The organism is Streptomyces sp. RKAG337, from assembly GCF_023701715.1.
Classification (GTDB): domain Bacteria; phylum Actinomycetota; class Actinomycetes; order Streptomycetales; family Streptomycetaceae; genus Actinacidiphila.
In genome coordinates this window covers 2055690-2074906 of the sequence record NZ_JAJOZA010000001.1, presented here as the reverse complement: position 1 = coordinate 2074906, position 19217 = coordinate 2055690, and the positions used below count along the sequence as shown (strand labels likewise).

Annotated in this window: 17 protein-coding genes, 1 pseudogene and 2 riboswitches; of the genes and pseudogenes, 12 read left to right on the top strand and 6 right to left on the bottom strand. The window is 70.8% G+C overall.

Going from position 1 to position 19217, the window contains the following annotated elements; translation table 11 throughout:
* Positions 1–89: 89 nt before the first annotated feature.
* The 3 genes and pseudogenes from glyA to gcvT all read right to left on the bottom strand — a co-directional run bounded on the left by glyA (position 90) and on the right by gcvT (position 2985).
* Positions 90–1358, bottom strand: coding sequence for a serine hydroxymethyltransferase (glyA, locus tag LNW73_RS09105; protein ID WP_250989580.1), 1269 nt, complete (start codon positions 1356–1358; stop codon positions 90–92).
* 66 nt (positions 1359–1424) lie between these two features.
* Positions 1425–1802 (bottom strand): glycine cleavage system protein GcvH, encoded by a 378-nt coding sequence (gene gcvH, locus LNW73_RS09100; RefSeq protein ID WP_138354913.1) that lies wholly within the window; start codon positions 1800–1802, stop codon positions 1425–1427.
* Positions 1803–1855: 53 nt separating this feature from the next.
* Positions 1856–2985 (bottom strand): annotated as a pseudogene (gene gcvT, locus LNW73_RS09095) (glycine cleavage system aminomethyltransferase GcvT).
* 75 nt (positions 2986–3060) lie between these two features.
* Positions 3061–3172, bottom strand: a riboswitch (glycine riboswitch).
* Positions 3173–3268, bottom strand: a riboswitch (glycine riboswitch).
* A 170-nt stretch (positions 3269–3438) separates the two neighbouring features.
* Between gcvT and LNW73_RS09090 the strand changes: the two are divergent.
* The 3 genes from LNW73_RS09090 to LNW73_RS09080 all read left to right on the top strand — a co-directional run bounded on the left by LNW73_RS09090 (position 3439) and on the right by LNW73_RS09080 (position 5876).
* Positions 3439–4104 carry an ATP-binding protein gene (locus tag LNW73_RS09090; RefSeq protein ID WP_250977851.1) on the top strand — a complete coding sequence of 222 codons (666 nt, stop codon included), beginning with the start codon at positions 3439–3441 and terminating at the stop codon, positions 4102–4104.
* 90 nt (positions 4105–4194) lie between these two features.
* Positions 4195–4971, top strand: a complete 777-nt coding sequence (locus LNW73_RS09085) for an enhanced serine sensitivity protein SseB (protein WP_250989579.1) — start codon at positions 4195–4197, stop codon at positions 4969–4971.
* A gap of 158 nt (positions 4972–5129) precedes the next feature.
* Positions 5130–5876: an enhanced serine sensitivity protein SseB C-terminal domain-containing protein gene (locus LNW73_RS09080; RefSeq protein WP_250992855.1), complete on the top strand. Its 747-nt coding sequence runs from the start codon at positions 5130–5132 to the stop codon at positions 5874–5876.
* A gap of 49 nt (positions 5877–5925) precedes the next feature.
* Here the strand turns inward: LNW73_RS09080 and LNW73_RS09075 are convergent, their stop codons facing one another.
* On the bottom strand, positions 5926–7455 hold the full coding sequence (locus LNW73_RS09075) for a DUF885 family protein (RefSeq protein ID WP_250989578.1): 1530 nt from the start codon (positions 7453–7455) through the stop codon (positions 5926–5928).
* Positions 7452–7679 carry a hypothetical protein gene (locus LNW73_RS09070; RefSeq protein ID WP_250977854.1) on the bottom strand — a complete coding sequence of 76 codons (228 nt, stop codon included), beginning with the start codon at positions 7677–7679 and terminating at the stop codon, positions 7452–7454. Before LNW73_RS09070 ends, LNW73_RS09075 begins: the two co-directional genes overlap by 4 nt.
* 79 nt (positions 7680–7758) lie before the next feature.
* Between LNW73_RS09070 and LNW73_RS09065 the strand changes: the two genes are divergently transcribed.
* The 7 genes from LNW73_RS09065 (at position 7759) to LNW73_RS09035 (ending at position 16074) form a co-directional block, all read left to right on the top strand.
* Entirely contained in the window at positions 7759–8757 is a 999-nt protein-coding gene (locus LNW73_RS09065) for an ABC transporter permease (RefSeq protein ID WP_250977855.1), read from the top strand.
* A gap of 64 nt (positions 8758–8821) precedes the next feature.
* On the top strand, positions 8822–10576 hold the full coding sequence (locus LNW73_RS09060) for an ABC transporter substrate-binding protein (protein ID WP_250989577.1): 1755 nt from the start codon (positions 8822–8824) through the stop codon (positions 10574–10576).
* A 76-nt stretch (positions 10577–10652) separates the two neighbouring features.
* A complete protein-coding gene (locus tag LNW73_RS09055; protein ID WP_250989576.1) occupies positions 10653–11663 on the top strand; it encodes an ABC transporter permease in 1011 nt (336 codons plus the stop codon).
* Positions 11664–11764: 101 nt separating this feature from the next.
* A complete protein-coding gene (locus tag LNW73_RS09050; protein ID WP_250980340.1) occupies positions 11765–12808 on the top strand; it encodes an ABC transporter ATP-binding protein in 1044 nt (347 codons plus the stop codon).
* 11 nt (positions 12809–12819) lie between these two features.
* Positions 12820–13872, top strand: coding sequence for an ABC transporter ATP-binding protein (locus LNW73_RS09045; RefSeq protein WP_250977858.1), 1053 nt, complete (start codon positions 12820–12822; stop codon positions 13870–13872).
* Between the two features lie 92 nt (positions 13873–13964).
* Positions 13965–15383 (top strand): M1 family metallopeptidase, encoded by a 1419-nt coding sequence (locus LNW73_RS09040; RefSeq protein WP_250989575.1) that lies wholly within the window; start codon positions 13965–13967, stop codon positions 15381–15383.
* A gap of 13 nt (positions 15384–15396) precedes the next feature.
* Positions 15397–16074, top strand: coding sequence for a trimeric intracellular cation channel family protein (locus LNW73_RS09035; protein WP_250977860.1), 678 nt, complete (start codon positions 15397–15399; stop codon positions 16072–16074).
* 17 nt (positions 16075–16091) lie between these two features.
* Here the strand turns inward: LNW73_RS09035 and LNW73_RS09030 are convergent, their stop codons facing one another.
* Entirely contained in the window at positions 16092–16835 is a 744-nt protein-coding gene (locus LNW73_RS09030) for an SDR family NAD(P)-dependent oxidoreductase (protein WP_250989574.1), read from the bottom strand.
* Positions 16836–16984: 149 nt separating this feature from the next.
* Between LNW73_RS09030 and LNW73_RS09025 the strand changes: the two genes are divergently transcribed.
* Positions 16985–17848: a thioesterase family protein gene (locus LNW73_RS09025; protein ID WP_250977862.1), complete on the top strand. Its 864-nt coding sequence runs from the start codon at positions 16985–16987 to the stop codon at positions 17846–17848.
* Positions 17849–17904: 56 nt separating this feature from the next.
* Positions 17905–19071 (top strand): cysteine desulfurase family protein, encoded by a 1167-nt coding sequence (locus LNW73_RS09020; RefSeq protein WP_250989573.1) that lies wholly within the window; start codon positions 17905–17907, stop codon positions 19069–19071.
* The last annotated feature ends 146 nt before the right edge of the window (positions 19072–19217 follow it).

The following is a 19217-nucleotide window of genomic DNA, read 5'->3' as shown; positions in this document are numbered from 1 at the left end:
GGGACAGGTGGTGCGGGAGACATGGTGCGGGGCACCGGCTCACCTTCCAGTGTGCGCGGTGCCCCGACCTGACGCGTACGACGGTCCGATTACAGTCCGGGGTACAGCGGGTGCTTCGCCGCCAGTGCGGAGACGCGGGCGGACAGGCTCTTGGCCAGGTCCTCGTCGAAGTCCGGCTTCAGGACCTCGGCGATGATGTCGGCGACCTCGGTGAAGTCCTCGGTGCCGAAGCCGCGGGTGGCCAGCGCCGGGGTGCCGATCCGCAGGCCCGAGGTGACCATCGGGGGACGCGGGTCGTTCGGGATGGCGTTGCGGTTGACCGTGATGCCGACCTGGTGGAGCCGGTCCTCGGCCTGCTGCCCGTCGAGCTCGCTGCTGCGCAGGTCGACCAGGACCAGGTGCACGTCGGTGCCGCCGGACAGCACCGAGACGCCGACCTCGGTCAGGTCCGGCTGGACCAGCCGGTCGGCGAGGATCTTGGCGCCTTCGAGGGTGCGGACCTGGCGGTCCTTGAACTCGTCGGTGGCCGCGGCCTTGAAGGCCACCGCCTTGGCCGCGATCACGTGCTCCAGCGGGCCGCCCTGCTGGCCGGGGAAGACCGCGGAGTTGATCTTCTTGGCGTACTCGGCCTTGGAGAGGATCACGCCACCGCGCGGGCCGCCCAGGGTCTTGTGGGTCGTGGTGGTGACCACGTCCGCGTACGGCACGGGCGAGGGGTGCAGCCCGGCCGCGACGAGGCCCGCGAAGTGGGCCATGTCGACCATCAGGAGGGCGCCGACCTCGTCCGCGATCCGGCGGAACTCGGCGAAGTCGAGCTGGCGGGGGTAGGCCGACCAGCCCGCGATGATCAGCTGCGGACGGTGCTCCTTGGCGAGGCGCTCGACCTCCTCCATGTCCACGAGGCTGGTCTTCTCGTCGACGTGGTAGGCCGCGACCTTGTAGAGCTTGCCGGAGAAGTTGATCTTCATGCCGTGGGTGAGGTGCCCACCGTGCGCCAGATCCAGGCCGAGGATGGTGTCGCCCGGCTTGATCAGGGCGAACATCGCGGCGGCGTTGGCCTGGGCACCCGAGTGCGGCTGCACGTTCGCGGCCTCGGCGCCGAACAGCGCCTTGACCCGCTCGATGGCGAGCGTCTCGATGACGTCGACGTGCTCGCAGCCGCCGTAGTAGCGGCGGCCGGGGTAGCCCTCGGCGTACTTGTTGGTGAGGACCGAGCCCTGGGCCTCCAGGACGGCGACCGGCGCGAAGTTCTCCGACGCGATCATTTCGAGGGTGGACTGCTGACGGTGCAGCTCGGCGTCGACGGCGGCGGCGACGTCCGGGTCGAACTCATGAAGGGAGCTGTTCAGGAGCGACATGGGATCTTCCTGGTCGAGGTCGGTTTCGAGCTCCGGACCTGAGGCCCGGATCGAGGTCCGGAGGGATCAGCCGCCGGTGAAGGCGGAGTACTCCTCGGCGGAGAGCAGGTCCGAGGGCTCCTCCGTCGTCTTCACCTTGAACAGCCAGCCGCCCTCGAAGGGGGCCGAGTTGACGAGGGAGGGGTCGTCCACGACGTCCTGGTTGACGTCCGTGACCTCGCCGGTGACCGGGGAGTACAGGTCGCTGACCGACTTGGTCGACTCCAGTTCGCCGCAGGTCTCGCCGGCGGTGACGACGGCTCCGACCTCCGGGAGCTGGACGAAGACGACGTCGCCGAGCGCGTCGGCGGCGTGTGAGGTGATGCCCACGGCGGACACTCCGGCCTCAGAGGCGGAGAGCCACTCGTGCTCCTTGCTGTAGCGCAGCTGCTGGGGGTTGCTCATAACGGAATTCTCCCGGATGTGAAGGGGTGCTCGCGCAGGGGTGGGCGGGTCGGTCAGCGCTGGCGCTTGTAGAAGGGCAGCGCAACCACCTTGTGCGGCTCTTGAGCGCCACGGATGTCGACGGCCACGCCCTCGGTGCCGGGCGCGGCGTGGGCCGCGTCGACGTAGGCGATGGCGATCGGCTGTCCGAGGGTCGGGGAGGGCGCACCGGAGGTGACCTCGCCGATCACGGTGCCGTCGGCGGCGGTGACCGGGTACCCGGCGCGCGGGACCCGGCGGCCCTCGGCGACCAGCCCGACCAGCTTGCGCGGCGGCTGCTCGGCGGCCCGCTCGGCGGCGGCGGTGAGCGCGGTGCGCCCGACGAAGTCGCCCGGCTTGTCGAACTTCACGACGCGGCCGAGACCGGCGTCGAACGGCGTGGTGGCGGTGGTCAGCTCATGCCCGTAGAGCGGCATGCCGGCCTCCAGGCGCAGCGTGTCGCGGCAGGACAGGCCGCACGGGATGAGGCCGACGCCGGCGCCCGCCTCGGTGATCGCCTTCCACAGCGCCTCGGCGTGCTCGGGGCCACGAACAGCTCGAAGCCGTCCTCGCCGGTGTAGCCGGTACGGGCGATCAGCGCGGGGACGCCCGCGACGGTGCCGGGCAGGCCCGCGTAGTACTTGAGCCCGTCCAGGTCCGCGTCGGTGAGGCCCTTCATGATGCCGGGGGACTCGGGGCCCTGGACGGCGATCAGCGCGTACGCGTCACGGTCGTCGCGGACCGTGGCGTCGAACGCCGCGGCGCGCTCGGTGACGGCGTCCAGGACGACCTGGGCGTTGCCGGCGTTCGCGACGACCATGTACTCGTCCTCGCCGAGGCGGTAGACGATCAGGTCGTCCACGATCCCGCCGTCGGCGGCGCAGATCATCGTGTAGCGGGCCCGGCCGACCGCGAGGGCCGAGATGTGGCCGACGAGCGCGTGGTCCAGCGCTTCGCCCGCCTGCGGGCCGGTGACGGTGATCTCGCCCATGTGCGAGAGGTCGAACAGGCCGGCGCGGGTGCGGACGGCGGTGTGCTCGTCACGCTCGCTGGCGTAGCGCAGCGGCATGTCCCAGCCGGCGAAGTCGGTCATCGTCGCGCCGAGCGCACGATGCAGGGCGTCGAGCGCGGTACGGCGCGGGGCGTCGGTGGGCGGCTGGCTCATCAGTCGGGCTCCCGGTGCAGGCGTGGCGAGACTCTCATGGCAATGACAAAGAATGACGAAACCCCGAAGGAAGGGGCCTCCCCATCTGTCATCGGAACCTGAGAGGTTCACCGCGGCCTGGTAGGGCCCCGGCTTGCACCTTGGGTGGGTCGGACCGTGAACGGGCCCGACCGCTTTTCAGATGTGCCTCGCCCGCGCGGTGACTGTGCCTGAGAGATTCAAGGGAGGACTTGCTCCTTCGGCGCCCTGCTCATGATGGCAGGGACTCTCCCGCGCGGCCTCGAACGGCCAGTATGCAAGTTGTGGCGCTCATCATTGCATGCGGCGGAAGCCACCGGGCCTCTGGGGAAACCCTTTGCTTGCCATTACCCTCTCTTTACTGACAGTGGCCGGGTTCCACCGGGGTCCGGTCGAGGCCGAGGCCGGCAGGCCGGCCTGGGGGAGGCGGGGGCTGTGCAGGGGGACGAGCGGTGGGCCGGGACGACGCTGCGCTACCCGGCGGGGGACGTGCTGGTCGTGTCGGGACTGCCGGGCAGCGGCAAGAGCACGCTCATGCGGCGCGCGGTCGACGAGCGGGACGGCGCGGGGGATACCTCCGACGGAGCGGTCCGCCGGATCGACTCGCAGGACGTACGGGTGCACTGGGAGGCGCTGATGCCGGCCCTGCTGCCGTACGCGGCGTACCGCCCGCTGGTGCGGCTCGACCACTACGCGAGGCTGCGCCGGGCGCTGCGCACCGGCGCCAGCCTCGTCGTGCACGACTGCGGCTCGCTGGCCTGGGTACGGCGCTGGCTGGCCAGGGACGCCCGGCGCCGCGGCCGGGGGCTGCACCTGCTGGTGCTGGACGTTCCGGAGGACGCGGCCCGCGCCGGCCAGCTCGCGCGCGGGCGGATGGTGTCCGGGTACGCCATGGCCCGGCACCGCAGGGCCGCCCGGCGGCTGGTGGCGCTGGCCGGGCCCGGCGGACGGCCGGACGGCTGTGTCTCCGCGCTGCTCCTGGACCGGCCCGCGGCGGGCGATGTGCGGCGGATAGTCTTCGGCGGCGGCCGGGCCGGATCCGAGGCGTCCCCGGTGGCCGTTACCGCGGATCAGGGCAGTTGCCAACCCGGTAACCGCTAGGGTTCCGGCAGGGCGGCAGGCGTCGGGAACGGCGGTCGCCGGCCGCACGCAGCAGACATTGCAGGCTCTAAAAACGCGAGGCACAGCGCAGTGAACACGCAGCTTCCGCCTCCCCCAGCCACCGCTGGGGGTGCCCACGGCCCGGCCGGCGCATGGCCGGCCAACGAACTCGAAGCCGTCCTCGCCGCGAGCGTCGGCACCCCGGGTGCGAACGCCCGGCTCCTCGAAGTGCTCGGCCGCTCCCAGCTGTGGGTGCCGCTGCCCAACGGCGGCGGGCCCGGCAGCCGGGATCTGGACCTGCCGTCCTTCGAGATCGACGGCACCCTCTACATACCGGTGTTCAGTTCCGAGCAGCAGTTCCTGCGGGCCGCCCAGGGGATGGCCTGCACGGTCGCACCGGCCCGGGAGTTCGCCCGCGGGCTGCCCCCTGAGGTCGGCATCGCCGTGAATCCAGGCGGGACGGCCGGGATCCCGCTGCCGCCCCCCGCCGTCCAGGACCTCTGCCGGTCCGACCGCGATCCGCGGGCGGCGTCCGGCGGCCGGGTCCGGCTGTGGGAGCCCGAGCCGGACGACGAGCCGGTCGACTTCCTCGCCGCCGCCGCGGGCGAGTTCGCGATCACCCCGGTGGTGCTCTCCGCACGGCGCGCGCTGGCCAGTGTCGAGGGCGCGGCGCCGCAGCTGTTCGTCGGCGTCGAGCTGGACCGCTGGCAGGAGGAGGACCGGGCCGCCGCGATGGACGCGCTGGGCCGTGCGCTCGGCGCCGTACCGCTGCCGCTGCCGGTGCAGCTGGTATTGCTGGACATCGCCCAGGACCCCGTCGGTGACTGGATGCTGGAGCGGGTCCTGCCCTTCTTCGGACGGGACTGAGCCCGTGCGCTGTCTGCGGGGGCGCACAACCTGGTTTGATGGCGGGCGGTGCACAGGCGTGCGCCGGACCCGGTGACACCGGTGACGGAGAGAAGGGGCGGACCCACGTGATCGCGGGCGCGCAGGGCGGTGCGGCGGCAGCCGGCCACGTCGAGCAGATGCTTCGGCAGGTGGCGCCCGGACGATTCGACGCCTACGAGGATCTGCTCGTGTCACTGGCCGGCGGCCAGGTCTGGATGCTGCTGTGGCACGGCGCACCCGGATCGCCCGACGCCCAGTACGGGAACATGGAGATCGACGGCTACGGCTACGCGCCGGCCGTCACCTCCCCCCAGGAGCTCGCCACCAGCGGCTGGAACCGGGCCCATGAGCTCGTCCAGGGCCGCGACATCGCCACCGCGCTGTTCCCCGAGCGCTGGGGACTGTGGCTGAATCCGCACGCCCCCGGCGGCGGCGTCGGCATCCCCTGGCTCGATCTGCGGCGGATCGCCACCGGCCTCGAACGGCTGCCCGCAGGACCGCTGCAGATCGGTGAGCCGGCCCTGCAGATCCCGCAGTTCTACGCCCTGCTCTCGCAGCACGCCCACCGGACGCCGGCCGTACGGTCGCTGCGCCGCGCCTGGGTGCAGCCCGCGCTGGGCGAGCCGTATCTCGCGATCGGCCTGGACATGTACGACTCCTCGCCCCAGGCGGTGGAAGCGGTACGCCTGATGATGCAGCAGTCGATCAGCGGAGTGCCGGACGGGCTGGCCGTCTCCACGGTCGCCATGGCGGACGAGTACGACCCCGTCGCGATGTGGATGCGGATGAACGGCCAGCCCTTCTTCGACCGTGAGGCGCACGCCGCCTCGGGCCCGGCCCCCGCGGCTGCCTGGGGCTGGCCGCAGGGCCAGGCCCCCCGCTAGGGCGCGCCCGGCCGGGGGAGACGGGGACGGGGCCGGTCGACGGGGTTCGCTACGCGCCGGTGAGCGCCGCGCCGATGAGGCCGAGCGGCGGGCTGCCGAGGTCCAGCAGCGCGCCGTGGAAGCGTTCCAGCGAGAAGCCGGACCCCCAGTCGCGGCGGGCCCGTTCGCGCAGCCGCATGATCTCCAGCTTGCCCCAGGTGTAGCGCCCGTAGGCGGCGTCGAAGGTACCGCGGCGGGCCTCGGAGGCGGCGCCGGCGCGGGCCAGATGGGCATCGCGCATGAACAGCTCGGTGGCCTCGTCGACCGTCATCGCGCCGGTGTGCAGACCGATCGCGCAGGACAGCCGGGTGACCCGCACCAGCGCCTCCAGGGCCACCCCGATGGCGAACCGCGGGTCGCGGGCCCGGAAGCCCTCTTCGAGGCAGACCTCCTCGACGTAGTGCGCCCAGCCCTCGCAGAAGGACAGCGAGTGCAGGACCCGCCGGACCGGCGTGGGCGCGCGGCGCAGTGAGCGCCCGTGCGCGAAGTGGCCGGGGGAGACCTCGTGGACGGTGATCGAGGGGAGGCTGGTGCGGCTGAACACGGTCAGCCACTCCTCGCGCTCGGCCTCGGGCCAGTCCGGCTCCGGCGGGGTGACGTGGTACCAGGAGGCGGCGTCGGGCTCGCCGGGCGCGGCCCAGGACATCATCGCCATCGCCCAGCGGCGGGAGGGCGGCGCGGGGCCGACCAGGCAGTCGCCGTCCAGATGCGGCACCAGCCGCTTGGCCCGGGTGAACTCGATGACCTCCTCGGTCAGCCGGGCGGCCTCCGGGATGACACCGTCGGCGGCCGGGTGGTCGGCGAGGAGCTCGGCGATCAGCTCGTCGACGTCGCGGTTCGGGTCGAGCGCGCGACAGGACTCGATCAGCAGCTCCGTCAGCCGGTCCCGTTCGCGGGCCGCCTCGTCCGCCAGCGCCGTCAGGTCGACGGGCAGGCCCTCCTGACTGCCCATCAGGGCGGCCAGCGCGGGGCCGCCGAGCCGCGGGTCGGGATCGCCGGTCTTCGCGGCCCGGGCCACGTGCGCCACCAGCCGCTCGTGCGCGGGGAGCGCCGCGGCGGCCTCGGGGCCCTGGTCCGGGTGGAGTCCCGCGGCCAGGCCGCGTACGGCGCCGAGGAGCGCGCCCGCGACCGGCGCGCTCACCCGGTCGAGCGAGCTGATCGCGGCGTCCACCGCCTCCGGCCACTGCGCCAGGTGCTTGAGCCGGGCGGCGGCCCGCTCCTGCCGCGGGGCGTACTCGCGGTCGTAGGAGGCCAGTTCCAGGTTGGACAGATGCGGGTACGGGTCGCGGCGGTGCAGCTCCAGCTCGCCGTACTGGACCTTCAGCGACTCCTCGAAGACGGACAGGTGCGCGTCGTCATGGCGCTCGCGCGCGCCGTGCGGGGCCGGGCGCCCGCGCCGCGCGTGCGCGAGGGCGGACAGTCCGCGCCGGACGCCGGCGGGTGACAAATCCTGCACCCGCCCGTCGTACTCGTGCAGACCGGCCATTTCCCGGACAGTGGGGATCATCAGGTCGCACACCGCATGCAGCCGATCATTCATGTGCCGACGTTACATCCGGCGCGGGCCCATAACGGACGATGATTCACCAGATCACAGTTGCGCATCCATTCGTTGTGAAGTCTGGCGGGTGATCGCGGACTGGATGAAGACTCTCGCCGCAAGGGGCTCGCGGCCCCGGCGAACACCTGCTCCGCCTGCACCAACAGCACCGCCTGCACCGCCTGTTTTCCCTGCAATTGAGCATGGCACAGCACCAGCAGCACGACTGATGAGTGAAGAGTAAAGCCGCTACAGCGGCGGGCGCGCGCCGGTTATCCGCCGGCGAGAGGGGTCAGTTTCACCATGACCGCACCGATCGAGACCACTGCTTCACAGGCCGGGGCGCAGCCCGAAGCCATTCTCAGTGGGGTCAAGAAGAGTCAGATCGAGGGACGTTCCCTCGGCCAGATCGCCTGGCTGCGCTTCCGGCGCGACAAGGTGGCCGTGGCCGGCGGCATCGTCGTGATCCTCCTGGTGCTGCTGGCCGTGCTGGCGAAGCCGATCGAGTCGATCTTCGGCCTGGACCCGAACGCGTTCCATCAGGACCTCGTGGACCCGGTGCTCCTCGCGCCCAAGGGCGCCTGGGGCGGCATGAGTTGGGAACACCCGCTCGGGGTCGATCCACAGTTCGGCCGCGATCTGCTGGCCCGGGTGATCGAGGGATCATGGGTGTCGCTGCTCGTGGCGACCGGCGCGACGATCCTGTCCAACGTCATCGGTACGGTGCTCGGCGTCATCGCGGGCTACTACGGCGGCTGGGTCGACAGCCTGATCAGCCGGATGATGGACACCTTCCTGGCCTTTCCGCTGCTGCTCTTCGCGATCTCCATTTCGGCTTCGCTGCAGGACGGCGCGTTCGGACTGGACGGACTTCCGCTCCGCATCTGCGTACTGATCTTCGTCATCGGATTCTTCAACTGGCCCTACATGGGCCGAATTGTGCGCGGGCAGACCCTCAGCCTGCGTGAACGTGAGTTCGTGGAAGCCGCCCGCAGCCTGGGTGCCCGCGGTCCGTTCATTCTTTTCCGTGAGCTGCTCCCCAACCTTGTGGCGCCGATCCTCGTGTATTCGACGCTGCTGATTCCGACCAACATCATTTTCGAGGCCGCACTGAGCTTCCTCGGGGTCGGAATCGCCCCGCCGCAATCGTCCTGGGGCGGCATGCTCACCAGCGCGATCGATCTCTACGAGGCCGATCCGCAATACATGATCGTGCCCGGCCTGGCGATCTTCGTCACGGTCCTGGCATTCAACCTGCTGGGCGACGGGCTGCGCGACGCCCTCGATCCCCGCAGCAAGTGATCCCGCGGCGCGACCTTCCGCGCGCGGCTGTGTATCTCCACCGAACGAGGGGGCTTTCCTCGGCATGAACAGCAGAAAAGCGACAGCGGTGCTGGCGCTTGCCACGGCTCTGGCCTTGGGAGCGTCCGCTTGCAGCAGCAGCGACAAGACCACCGACAAGGGAACGGGGACGAGCGCGGGTACCGACGCGGCTCTGACCCAGGTCGTCAACAAGAGTGACAAGGCCGGTGGGACGGTCTCGTACGAGCACTCCGACGTGCCCGACTCGCTCGACCCGGGGAACACGTACTACGGCTGGGTGCAGAACTTCTCCCGGCTGTACGGCCGCACGCTGGTCACCTTCAAGCCCGCCGCGGGCGCCGAGGGCCTGCAGATCGTCCCCGACCTCGCCACCGGTCTCGGCAAGGCCAGCCCCGACGCCAAGACCTGGACCTACACGCTGCGCAAGGGCGTGAAGTACGAGGACGGCACGGCGGTCACCTCCAAGGACGTCAAGTACGCGATCGAGCGCAGCAACTTCGCGCCCGAGGCGCTGTCCAACGGCCCGACGTACTTCAAGGCGTACCTGGTCGGCGGCGACGCGTACAAGGGTCCGTACAAGGACAAGAACCCGAACGGGCTCGCGTCCATCGAGACCCCGGACGACTCGACGATCGTCTTCCACCTGAGCAAGCCCTTCGCGGACTTCGACTACCTGGCGACGTTCTCGCAGACCGCGCCCGTGCCCGCGGCCAAGGACACCGGCGCCCAGTACGTGAAGCACATCATGTCGACGGGCCCGTACAAGTTCGAGTCCTACGACGACGGCAAGAGCGCCGTCCTGGTGCGCAACCCGCAGTGGACCAAGGAGAACGACCCGCTGCGTCCCGCGCTCCCGGACAAGATCACGATGAAGTTCAAGGTGAACGGCGTCACGATCGACAAGGACCTGCTGGCCGGCGCCATCACGGTCGACGCGGCCGGCGCGGGCGTGCAGCCCGCGAGCCAGCCGTCGGTACTGAGCGCGGCGAACAAGAAGAACACGGACAACTCCTACGCGGGAGCCACGTCCTACGTGGCGCTCAACGTGAACGTGAAGCCGTTCGACAACCCGGACTGCCGCAAGGCGGTCCAGTGGGCGATCGACAAGACCTCGGTGCAGACCGCCGCGGGCGGCAATGTGAAGGGTGACGTCGCCACGACGCTGCTGCCGCCGTCGGTCAACGGCTACAGCAAGTTCGACCTGTACCCGACCCCGGGCAACAAGGGCGATGCCACGAAGGCCAAGGCCGCGCTGACCGCCTGCGGCCAGCCCGGCGGCTTCACCACCAACCTGTCGGCGCGTTCCGACCGGGCCTCCGAGATGGCGGCGGCGACGGCGATCCAGAACTCGCTGAAGGCCGTCGGCATCACGGTCAACATCAAGAGCTTCCCGGCCGGCAAGTACTTCTCCAACTTCGCGGGTGTCCCGGACTACGTCCACTCGCACGGCCTCGGCATGATGATGATGGCCTGGGGCGCCGACTGGCCGACCGGCTACGGCTTCCTCGACCAGATCATCGACGGCAGCGCCATCAAGCCCTCGGGCGGCAACAACCTGATGGAGCTGAACGACCCGGCGATCAACAAGGCCCTGTCGGACGCCATCGCGAACACGGACAACGCGGCCCGCACCAAGGCATGGGGCGACATCGACAAGCTGACCATGGAGAACGCGTCCGTGGTGCCGCTGCTGTACCGCAAGAACCTGCTCTACCGGCCGCCGTCCGCGACCAACGTCACGGTCACGCAGGCCTATCTGGGCATGTACGACTACCTGCTGATCAGCTCCTCCAAGTAATCGGAAGGCAGGTGAAGGCATCGGTGTCCGCCGGGCCGGGTGACCCCCGGCCCGGCGGACCCGGCGCCGCACGGCTGTGACTGCGTACATCATTCGACGCGTGATCGCCGCTTTGCTGCTGCTGCTGGTCGTCAGCGCGGTCACATTCGCGATCTTCTTCCTTCTGCCGCGCCTCGGCGGGCAAACCACCACCCAGTTGGCCACCCAGTACGTCGGCAAGGACGCCAACCCCGAGAGCATCGCGGCGGTCAAGCGAAACCTCGGCTTCGACCTGCCGCTGTACGAGCAGTACTGGCACTTCATCAAGGCCATCGCCGTCGGGGCGAACTACAAGTTCGGCCCGGACGCGTCGGTCTGCCACGCGCCGTGCTTCGGCTACTCCTTCAAGAGCCACATCGAGGTGTGGCCCGAGCTGAAGTCCCGGATTCCGGTCACGCTGTCGCTGGCCATCGGTGCCGCCGTGATCTGGGTCGTCTCCGGGGTGGCGATCGGTGTGCTGTCGGCGCTCAAGCGCGGCTCGGTCTTCGACCGGTTGTCGATGGGTGTCGCGCTGGCCGGCGTCTCGCTGCCGACCTTCTTCACCGGAATGCTCGCGCTGGGCTTCTTCCAGTACAACTGGCACATCTGGGACAACGTCCAGTTCGTGCCCATCTCCGAAGATCCGTTCCAGTGGGCCTGGAACCTGGTCCTGCCCTGGTGCAGCCTGGCCTTCCTCTACTCCGCCCTCTACGCGCGGCTCACCCGCGCCGGGATGCTGGAGACGATGGGCGAGGACTACATCCGCACCGCGCGGGCCAAGGGGCTGCGGGAGAGCAGGGTCGTCGCCAAACACGGGCTGCGGGCCGCGCTCACCCCGATCGTCACGATCTTCGGCATGGACTTCGGCCTGCTGATCGGCGGCGCCGTCATCACCGAGAACGTCTTCTCCTTCAAGGGGATCGGCGCCTACGCCGTCGACGGGATCAGGGACAACGACCTGCCCATCGTGCTCGGCGTGACCATGGTCGCGGCCTTCTTCATCATCATGTGCAGTCTCCTGGTGGACCTGCTGTACGCCGCTATCGACCCCAGGGTGAGGTACTCGTGAGCACCGCCGGCAGCGATCCGCTGCGGAAGGACAGCGACCGCGACCCGTTGCGCAAGGAGGACGGGCCGGCCTCCGGCCCGGGGGCCACGGTCGGCGAGCCGGTGCTCACCGCCCGGCCGGACACGGCGGAGGCCTTCCTGGCGGTACGCGATCTGAAGATCCACTTCGATACCGACGACGGTCTCGTCCGGTCGGTCGACGGGATCAGCTTCGATCTCCAGCGCGGCCGGACGCTCGGCATCGTCGGGGAGTCCGGCTCCGGCAAGTCCGTGACCTCGCTGGGCATCATGGGCCTGCACCGCACCGCCAAGGCCAGGATCTCCGGCGAGGTGTGGCTGGACGGCGAGGAGCTGATCGGCGCCGACCCCGACCGGGTCCGGCGGCTGCGCGGCATGAAGATGGCGATGATCTTCCAGGACCCGCTGTCGGCGATGCACCCCTACTACACGGTGGGCGCGCAGATCGTCGAGGCCTGCCGGGTGCACCAGGACGTCAGCAAGCAGGTCGCCCGCAAACGGGCGATCGAGATGCTGGACCGGGTCGGCATCCCCGAACCGCACCAGCGGATCGCCGACTATCCGCACCAGTTCTCCGGCGGTATGCGCCAGCGCGCGATGATCGCGATGGCGCTGGTCAACAACCCGGAACTGCTGATCGCCGACGAGCCGACGACCGCCCTGGACGTCACCGTCCAGGCGCAGATCCTGGACCTGATCCGGGATCTGCAGAAGGAGTTCGGCTCCGCCGTCATCATGATCACGCACGACCTGGGCGTGGTGGCGGAGCTCGCCGACGACCTGCTGGTGATGTACGCCGGCCGGTGCGTCGAGCGCGGTACGGCCGAGAAGGTCTTCACCGAACCGCAGCACCCGTACACCTGGGGCCTGCTGGGCTCCATGCCGCGCATGGACCGCGAGCGGACCGAACGGCTCAACCCGGTCAAGGGCGCCCCGCCCAGCCTGATCAACGTGCCGTCCGGCTGTGCCTTCCACCCGCGCTGCCCGTACGCCGGGCTCAACGGCGGTTCCAGCGAGACGATCGTGCCGGAGCTGCGGGAGACCGCGGCCGGGCACTGGTCGGCCTGCCACCTCGGCGAGCAGGACCGGGACCGGATCTGGACCGAAGAGATTGCGCCCAAGCTGTGAAGGACCAGGCCGTGCCTCAAGAAGACGTGAAGATCCCCCAGCAGTCCACCGCGGGGGCGGAGCCCCTGCTCAGGGTCACCGGCCTGGTCAAGCACTTCCCGATCACCAAGGGAATGCTGCGCCGGCAGGTCGGCGCGGTGCAGGCGGTCGACGGGATCGACCTCCAGGTGGCGGCGGGCCAGACGCTCGGCGTGGTGGGGGAGTCGGGCTGCGGCAAGTCCACCATGGGCCGGCTGATCACCCGGCTGCTCGAACCCACCGGCGGGAAGATCGAGTTCCAGGGCCGTGACATCACCCATCTGAGCGTGGGGGAGATGCGACCGCTGCGCCGCGATGTGCAGATGATCTTCCAGGACCCCTACTCCTCGCTCAATCCGCGGCACACCATCGGCACCATCGTCGGAGCGCCGTTCAAGCTCCAGAAGGTGGCGACGGAGTCGGGCGTGAAGAAGGAGGTGCAGAACCTCCTGGAGCTGGTCGGCCTCAACCCCGAGCACTACAACCGCTATCCGCACGAGTTCTCCGGCGGGCAGCGGCAGCGCATCGGGATCGCGCGGGCGCTCGCCCTCAAGCCGAAGCTGGTCGTCGCGGACGAGCCGGTCTCGGCGCTGGACGTCTCCATCCAGGCGCAGGTGGTCAACCTGCTGGACGACCTGCAGAACGAGCTCGGGCTGACGTACGTGATCATCGCGCACGACCTGTCCGTCATCCGGCACGTCTCGGACCGGATCGCGGTGATGTACCTCGGCAAGGTCGTCGAGGTCGCGGACCGAGAGGCGCTCTACGCGCAGCCGATGCACCCGTACACCAACGCGCTGCTGTCCGCGGTGCCGGTGCCGGACCCGAAGCGGCGTACCTCCCGGCAGCGGATCCTGCTGACCGGCGATGTGCCGTCGCCGATCAACCCGCCGTCCGGCTGCCGCTTCCACACCCGGTGCTGGAAGGCGACCGAGGTGTGCTCCACGCAGGAGCCGCCGCTGATCGCCCTGGCCACGGGACACGAGGTGGCGTGCCACCACCCGGAGAACGCCCCGGCGGTCGGTAATCAGCCAACTGACCTTTAGTGCATGACCACTTAGCGAAAAGTCATGGTCATGACGAGGGGGGAGGGTGCAGAGTCGGCGCGTCACTGTTCGCGTCCGAAGGGCAGACCCCCATGGCACCCTCCCGTCCGGCCCGACTCCTCGGCACCGCACTCGCTGTCCTCAGCGTGTCGGCCTGTCTGATCTCCGGCGCACCCGCGTCGGCCGTCGCCTCGCACGGCCCCAAGCCCGGCGCCCCCGGCATCGGGGACCCGTACTTCCCCCAACTCGGCAACGGCGGCTACGACGTCGGGCACTACGGGCTGGACGTCTCCTACGACCCGGCCAGTGACCGGCTCGACGGCCGGGCGGCCGTCACCGCCCGCGCCAACCAGAACCTCTCCTCCTTCGACCTCGACCTGCAGCAGCTCACCGTCACCTCGGTCAGCGTGGACGGCAAGCCGGCGCGGTTCACCCGCAGCGGCGACGAGATCGTCATCACCCCGCGGCACGCGCTGCGCAAGGGGCAGGAGTTCACCACCACCGTCGTCTACGGCGGAGTGCCGGAGCCGCTGACCGGCCCCATCGTCTTCGGCTCCAACTACGGCTGGATGAAGACCACCGACGGCGTCTTCGTCGCCTGCGAGCCGAACGCCGCCTCGACCTGGTTCCCCGGCAGCGACCACCCGGCCGACAAGGCCACCTTCGACATCCGGATCAGCGCCCCCAAGGGCCTCAAGGGCGTCTCCAACGGCGTGCTGACCTCCCAGTACGACAAGGGCTCGCGCACCGTCTCCACCTGGCGCGAGTCCCGGCCGATGGCCACCTACCTCGCGACGGCCACCATCGGGAAGTTCGACGTCAGAACCGGGACCACGCCGGGCGGCATACCGATCTACGTCGCCACCGACCCGGTCCTCGCCAACGGCCCGGTGGACGTCTACGCGGTCACCGCGGAAGCCACCGACTACTGGTCGCAGGTCTTCGGCCGCTACCCCTTCGAGGAGACCGGCGCGATCGTCGACGACATGCCGGAGGCCGGGTTCTCGCTGGAGGTGCAGTCCAAGCCCGCCTACTCCGCCGTCCGCAGCGAGTCCACGATCGTCCATGAACTGGCCCACCAGTGGTTCGGCGACTCGGTCAGCGTCGAGCAGTGGAAGGACATCTGGCTCAACGAGGGCTTCGCGACCTACGCCCAGTGGCTGTGGACCGAGCACCGGGGCACCCGCTCCGCCCACGACGCGTTCCTCGCCGCTTACAACGGGCGCCCCGCCACGGCCGCCTTCTGGCAGATCGACGTCGCCGACCCGCAGCGCGACACGATGTTCGCCGACGCCGTCTACACCCGCGGCGCGATGACGCTCGAGATGCTGCGCGAGAAGATCGGCGACGCCGCCTTCTTCAAGCTGCTCAAGACCTGGACCTCGCAGCACCGCTACGGCAACGCGAACACGGCCCAGTTCATCGCGCTCGCCGAGAAGGTGTCGGGACAGCAGCTGGACGACCTGTTCGGCACCTGGCTCTCCACGAAGGGCAAGCCGACTCTGACGTAAGAGACCATATGGCGTGATCTCGGAACTCATCTCTCCCTCCGTCCAGCACACGCTCGACATCGTCGGCATCTTCGTCTTCGCGATCTCGGGCGCGCTGGCCGCCGTCCGCAAGAACTACGACGTGTTCGGCATGGCCGTGCTCGCCGAGGTGACCGCGCTGGGCGGGGGGATCTTCCGGGACCTGATGATCGGCGCGGTGCCGCCCGCCGCCTTCAGCGACCTCGGCTACTTCAGCACCCCGCTCTTCGCCACGGCGCTGGTGTTCTTCCTGCACCCCGAGGTCGAACGGATCAACACCACCGTGAACGTCTTCGACGCCGCCGGCCTCGGCCTCTTCTGCGTGGCCGGCACCGTCAAGGCGCACGACTACGGCCTCGGCCTGGTCCCGTCCGCCGCCCTGGGGCTGGCCACGGCGGCGGGCGGCGGGGTGCTGCGCGATCTGCTCGCCAACGAGGTGCCGTCGCTGCTCCGCTGGGACCGCGACCTGTACGCGGTCCCCGCCATGGTCGGCTCGATCATGGCGGCACTGCTGATCAAGTTCGACGCGCTCACCGGGTTCACCAGCGGCGCCGCGGTCGTCAGCGCCTTCGTGCTGCGGCTGTGCGCCATGTACTTCGGCTGGCGAGCGCCCCGCGCCTGGCACCGCAGGAGCAGGGCGACCAGCGAGGAGGAGGCGCGGCAGGCGCTGTAGGCCGGCGCCCGTCCTGGCTACCGCCCCAGCGCCGCACCGCCGTTGATGTGCAGGATCTGGCCGGTGACGTACGCCGCCTCGGGGGAGGCCAGATACCGGATGGCCGCCGCGATCTCGCTGGGCGCGCCGGGCTGGCCGGTCAGAGTCTGGGAGACCCGCGACGCGACGAAGTCGGGTGTCGCCCGGTCGCCGAAGAACTCGGTGTCGCCGACGAAGCCCGGTGCCACCGCGTTGGCCGTCACCCCGTCGGTGCCCAGCCGCTGCGCCAGCTCGAAGGTGTAGGCGTGCAGGGCCGCCTTGGCGCCGCCGTAGGAGCCGGGGCCGCGCAGCGCGGCGATCGACGACAGATGCACGATGCGCCCGCCGGGCCGCCGGATCTGCGGCAGCAGCGCCTCGGTGAGCAGGACCGCGGTGAGCACGTTGGCCTCGAAGTTCCTGCGGTAGCCGGCCGCGATCCCCTCCAGCGTTCCGTCCGGGGACGAGGCGACGTTGCCGCCCGCGTTGGTGACGATCACGTCGACCGGGCCGTCGCCCTCGACGAACCGCGCCGCGTCCCGCACCTGCTCCGGATCGCTGAGGTCGGCGGCGGTCCAGCTGACCAGCCCGTCGCCGTGGGTGGCGTTGAGCTTGTCCGCCGTCTCCCGCAGCAGCTCCGCGCGCCGGCCGATGATGACGACCCGGTCGCCGTCGGCCGCGAACGCCTCGGCGGTCGCGAGCCCGATGCCGGTGCCTCCGCCGGACACCACTACCCGTCGTCCCACTGTGCACCCCGTCATGTATATGAACGCCATTCATGTCCTTGGTTGGAAAACTAGGGAGCGGGCCCATCTGTGTCAAGGGTGTCGCGGCCGGTCGAAAGAGGCCGGCAGAGCTGGACAAGACGGCGCTACTGGCGGGTAACATTCGTCCCATGGCATATGCGGCAGCTCAGGCGACCATCGGGGACAGCGAATTCGACCGGGACACGGCGGTCGTCCCGCGACCCGGCGAGCCCGGCGTCTACGACGCCGACCTCTCGGCGGGCTGGACCATCATCCAGGCGGTCAACGGCGGCTACCTGCTCGGCGTGATCGGCCGCGCCCTCCAGCAGGCGCTGCCGCACCCCGACCCCTTCACCGTCACCGCGCACTACCTCACCGCCTCCCAGCCCGGCCCGGCGACGATCCGCACCGAGACCGTCCGCGCCGGCCGCACCCTGTCCACCGGCCAGGCGTCGCTCTTCCAGACCGACGCGGAGGGCCGCGAGGTCGAGCGGATGCGGGTCATGGCGGCCTACGGCGACCTCGACGCACTGCCGGACGACGTGCGCACCACCGCCGCCGTCCCGCCGGTACCGCCCTACGAGGAGTGCTTCGGCGCCGACGCGGCGCCCGCGGGCGGCGGCGCCATCGCCGGCTCGACCGCCATCATCCAGCGCCTCGACCTGCGGCTCGACCCCGCCACCGCCGGCTGGGCCGTCGGCGCCCCCTCCGGCAAGGGCGACATGCGCGGCTGGCTCGGCCTCGCCGACGGCCGCGACCACGACCCGCTCTCGCTGCTGCTCACTGTCGACGCCCTGCCGCCGACCGCCTTCGACCTCGGCATCAAGGGCTGGGTCCCGACCGTCGAGCTGACGGTGCACATCCGCTGCCGCCCCGCACCGGGTCCGCTGCGCGTCTCCATCACCACCCGCAACCTGGCCGGCGGCTTCCTGGAGGAGGACGCCCAGGTCTGGGACAGCGAGGACCGGCTGGTCGCGCAGTCCCGCCAGCTCGCGCGGGCCCTTCTGTCCTGACAGTCGACCGGGTCTGTCCCGACAGCCGACCGGGCGACCGTAGAATCGGCGTCATCATGGCCTACCTCGACCACGCCGCCACCACGCCGATGCTGCCGGAAGCGGTGCGGACGATGACCGCGCACCTCACGGTCACCGGCAACGCCTCCTCGCTGCACGCACCCGGGCGGCGGGCCCGGAGAACCGTCGAGGAGTCCCGGGAATCGCTCGCCGAGGCACTCGGCGCCCGCCCCAGTGAGATCGTCTTCACCAGCGGCGGAACCGAGTCCGACAACCTCGCCGTCAAGGGCCTGTACTGGGCGCGCCGGGCCGAGGACCCGCGCCGGGTACGGGTGCTGGCCAGCCCCGTCGAGCACCACGCCGTCCTGGACGCCGTCGACTGGCTCGTCGAGCACGAGGGCGCGCGCGTCGAGTGGCTGCCGGTCGACGCGTACGGCCGGGTGCACGCCGACGCGCTGCGCGAGGCGATCCAACGCGACCCCGGGACGGTCGCCCTCGCGACCGTGATGTGGGCCAACAACGAGGTCGGCACGATCATGCCGGTCCGCGAGCTGGCCGCGGTCGCCCACGAGCACGGGGTCCCGCTGCACGCGGACGCGGTCCAGGCGTTCGGCCAGATCGAGGTCGACTTCGCGGCCTCCGGCCTCGACGCCATGACCGTGACCGGCCACAAGATCGGCGGCCCCTACGGCGTCGGCGCGCTCGTCCTGCGCCGCGAGCACACGCCCGTCCCGCTGCTGCACGGCGGCGGCCAGGAGCGCAGCCGCTCCGGCACCCTCGACACCCCCGCGATCGCCGCCTTCGCGACGGCCGGCACGCTCGCCGCCGAGCGGCGCGAGCAGTTCGCCCACGAGGTCGGCGCGCTGCGCGACGACCTGGTGGCGAAGGTCCGCGCCGCCGTCCCGGAGGCCGTACTCAACGGCGACCCGGCGCCGGCTGGCCGGCTGCCGGCCAACGCGCACTTCACGTTCCCCGGCTGCGAGGGCGACTCGCTGCTGCTCCTCCTCGACGCCCAGGGCATCGCCTGCTCCACCGGCTCCGCCTGCACGGCCGGCGTCGCCCAGCCCAGCCACGTCCTCATCGCGATGGGCCAGCCCGCCGACCGGGCCCGCGGCTCCCTCCGCTTCTCCCTCGGCCACACCACCACCCAGCCCGAGATCGACGCCCTGGCCGCGGCGATCGGACCAGTGGTGGAACGCGCCCGCAAGGCCGGCCTGAGCTGACGTCCTGCGGACGGCGCCGGGACTGACGGGCCGGGCCCAGCCACAGCAGCCCGCCCGGCGGAGCGGTTCCGGCCGGGCGCAGCCGCATGAGTCCCTGGGTCCAGCGACGTCAGCCTCTGCGGGTACCTCCCGGACGAAGTCCGGGG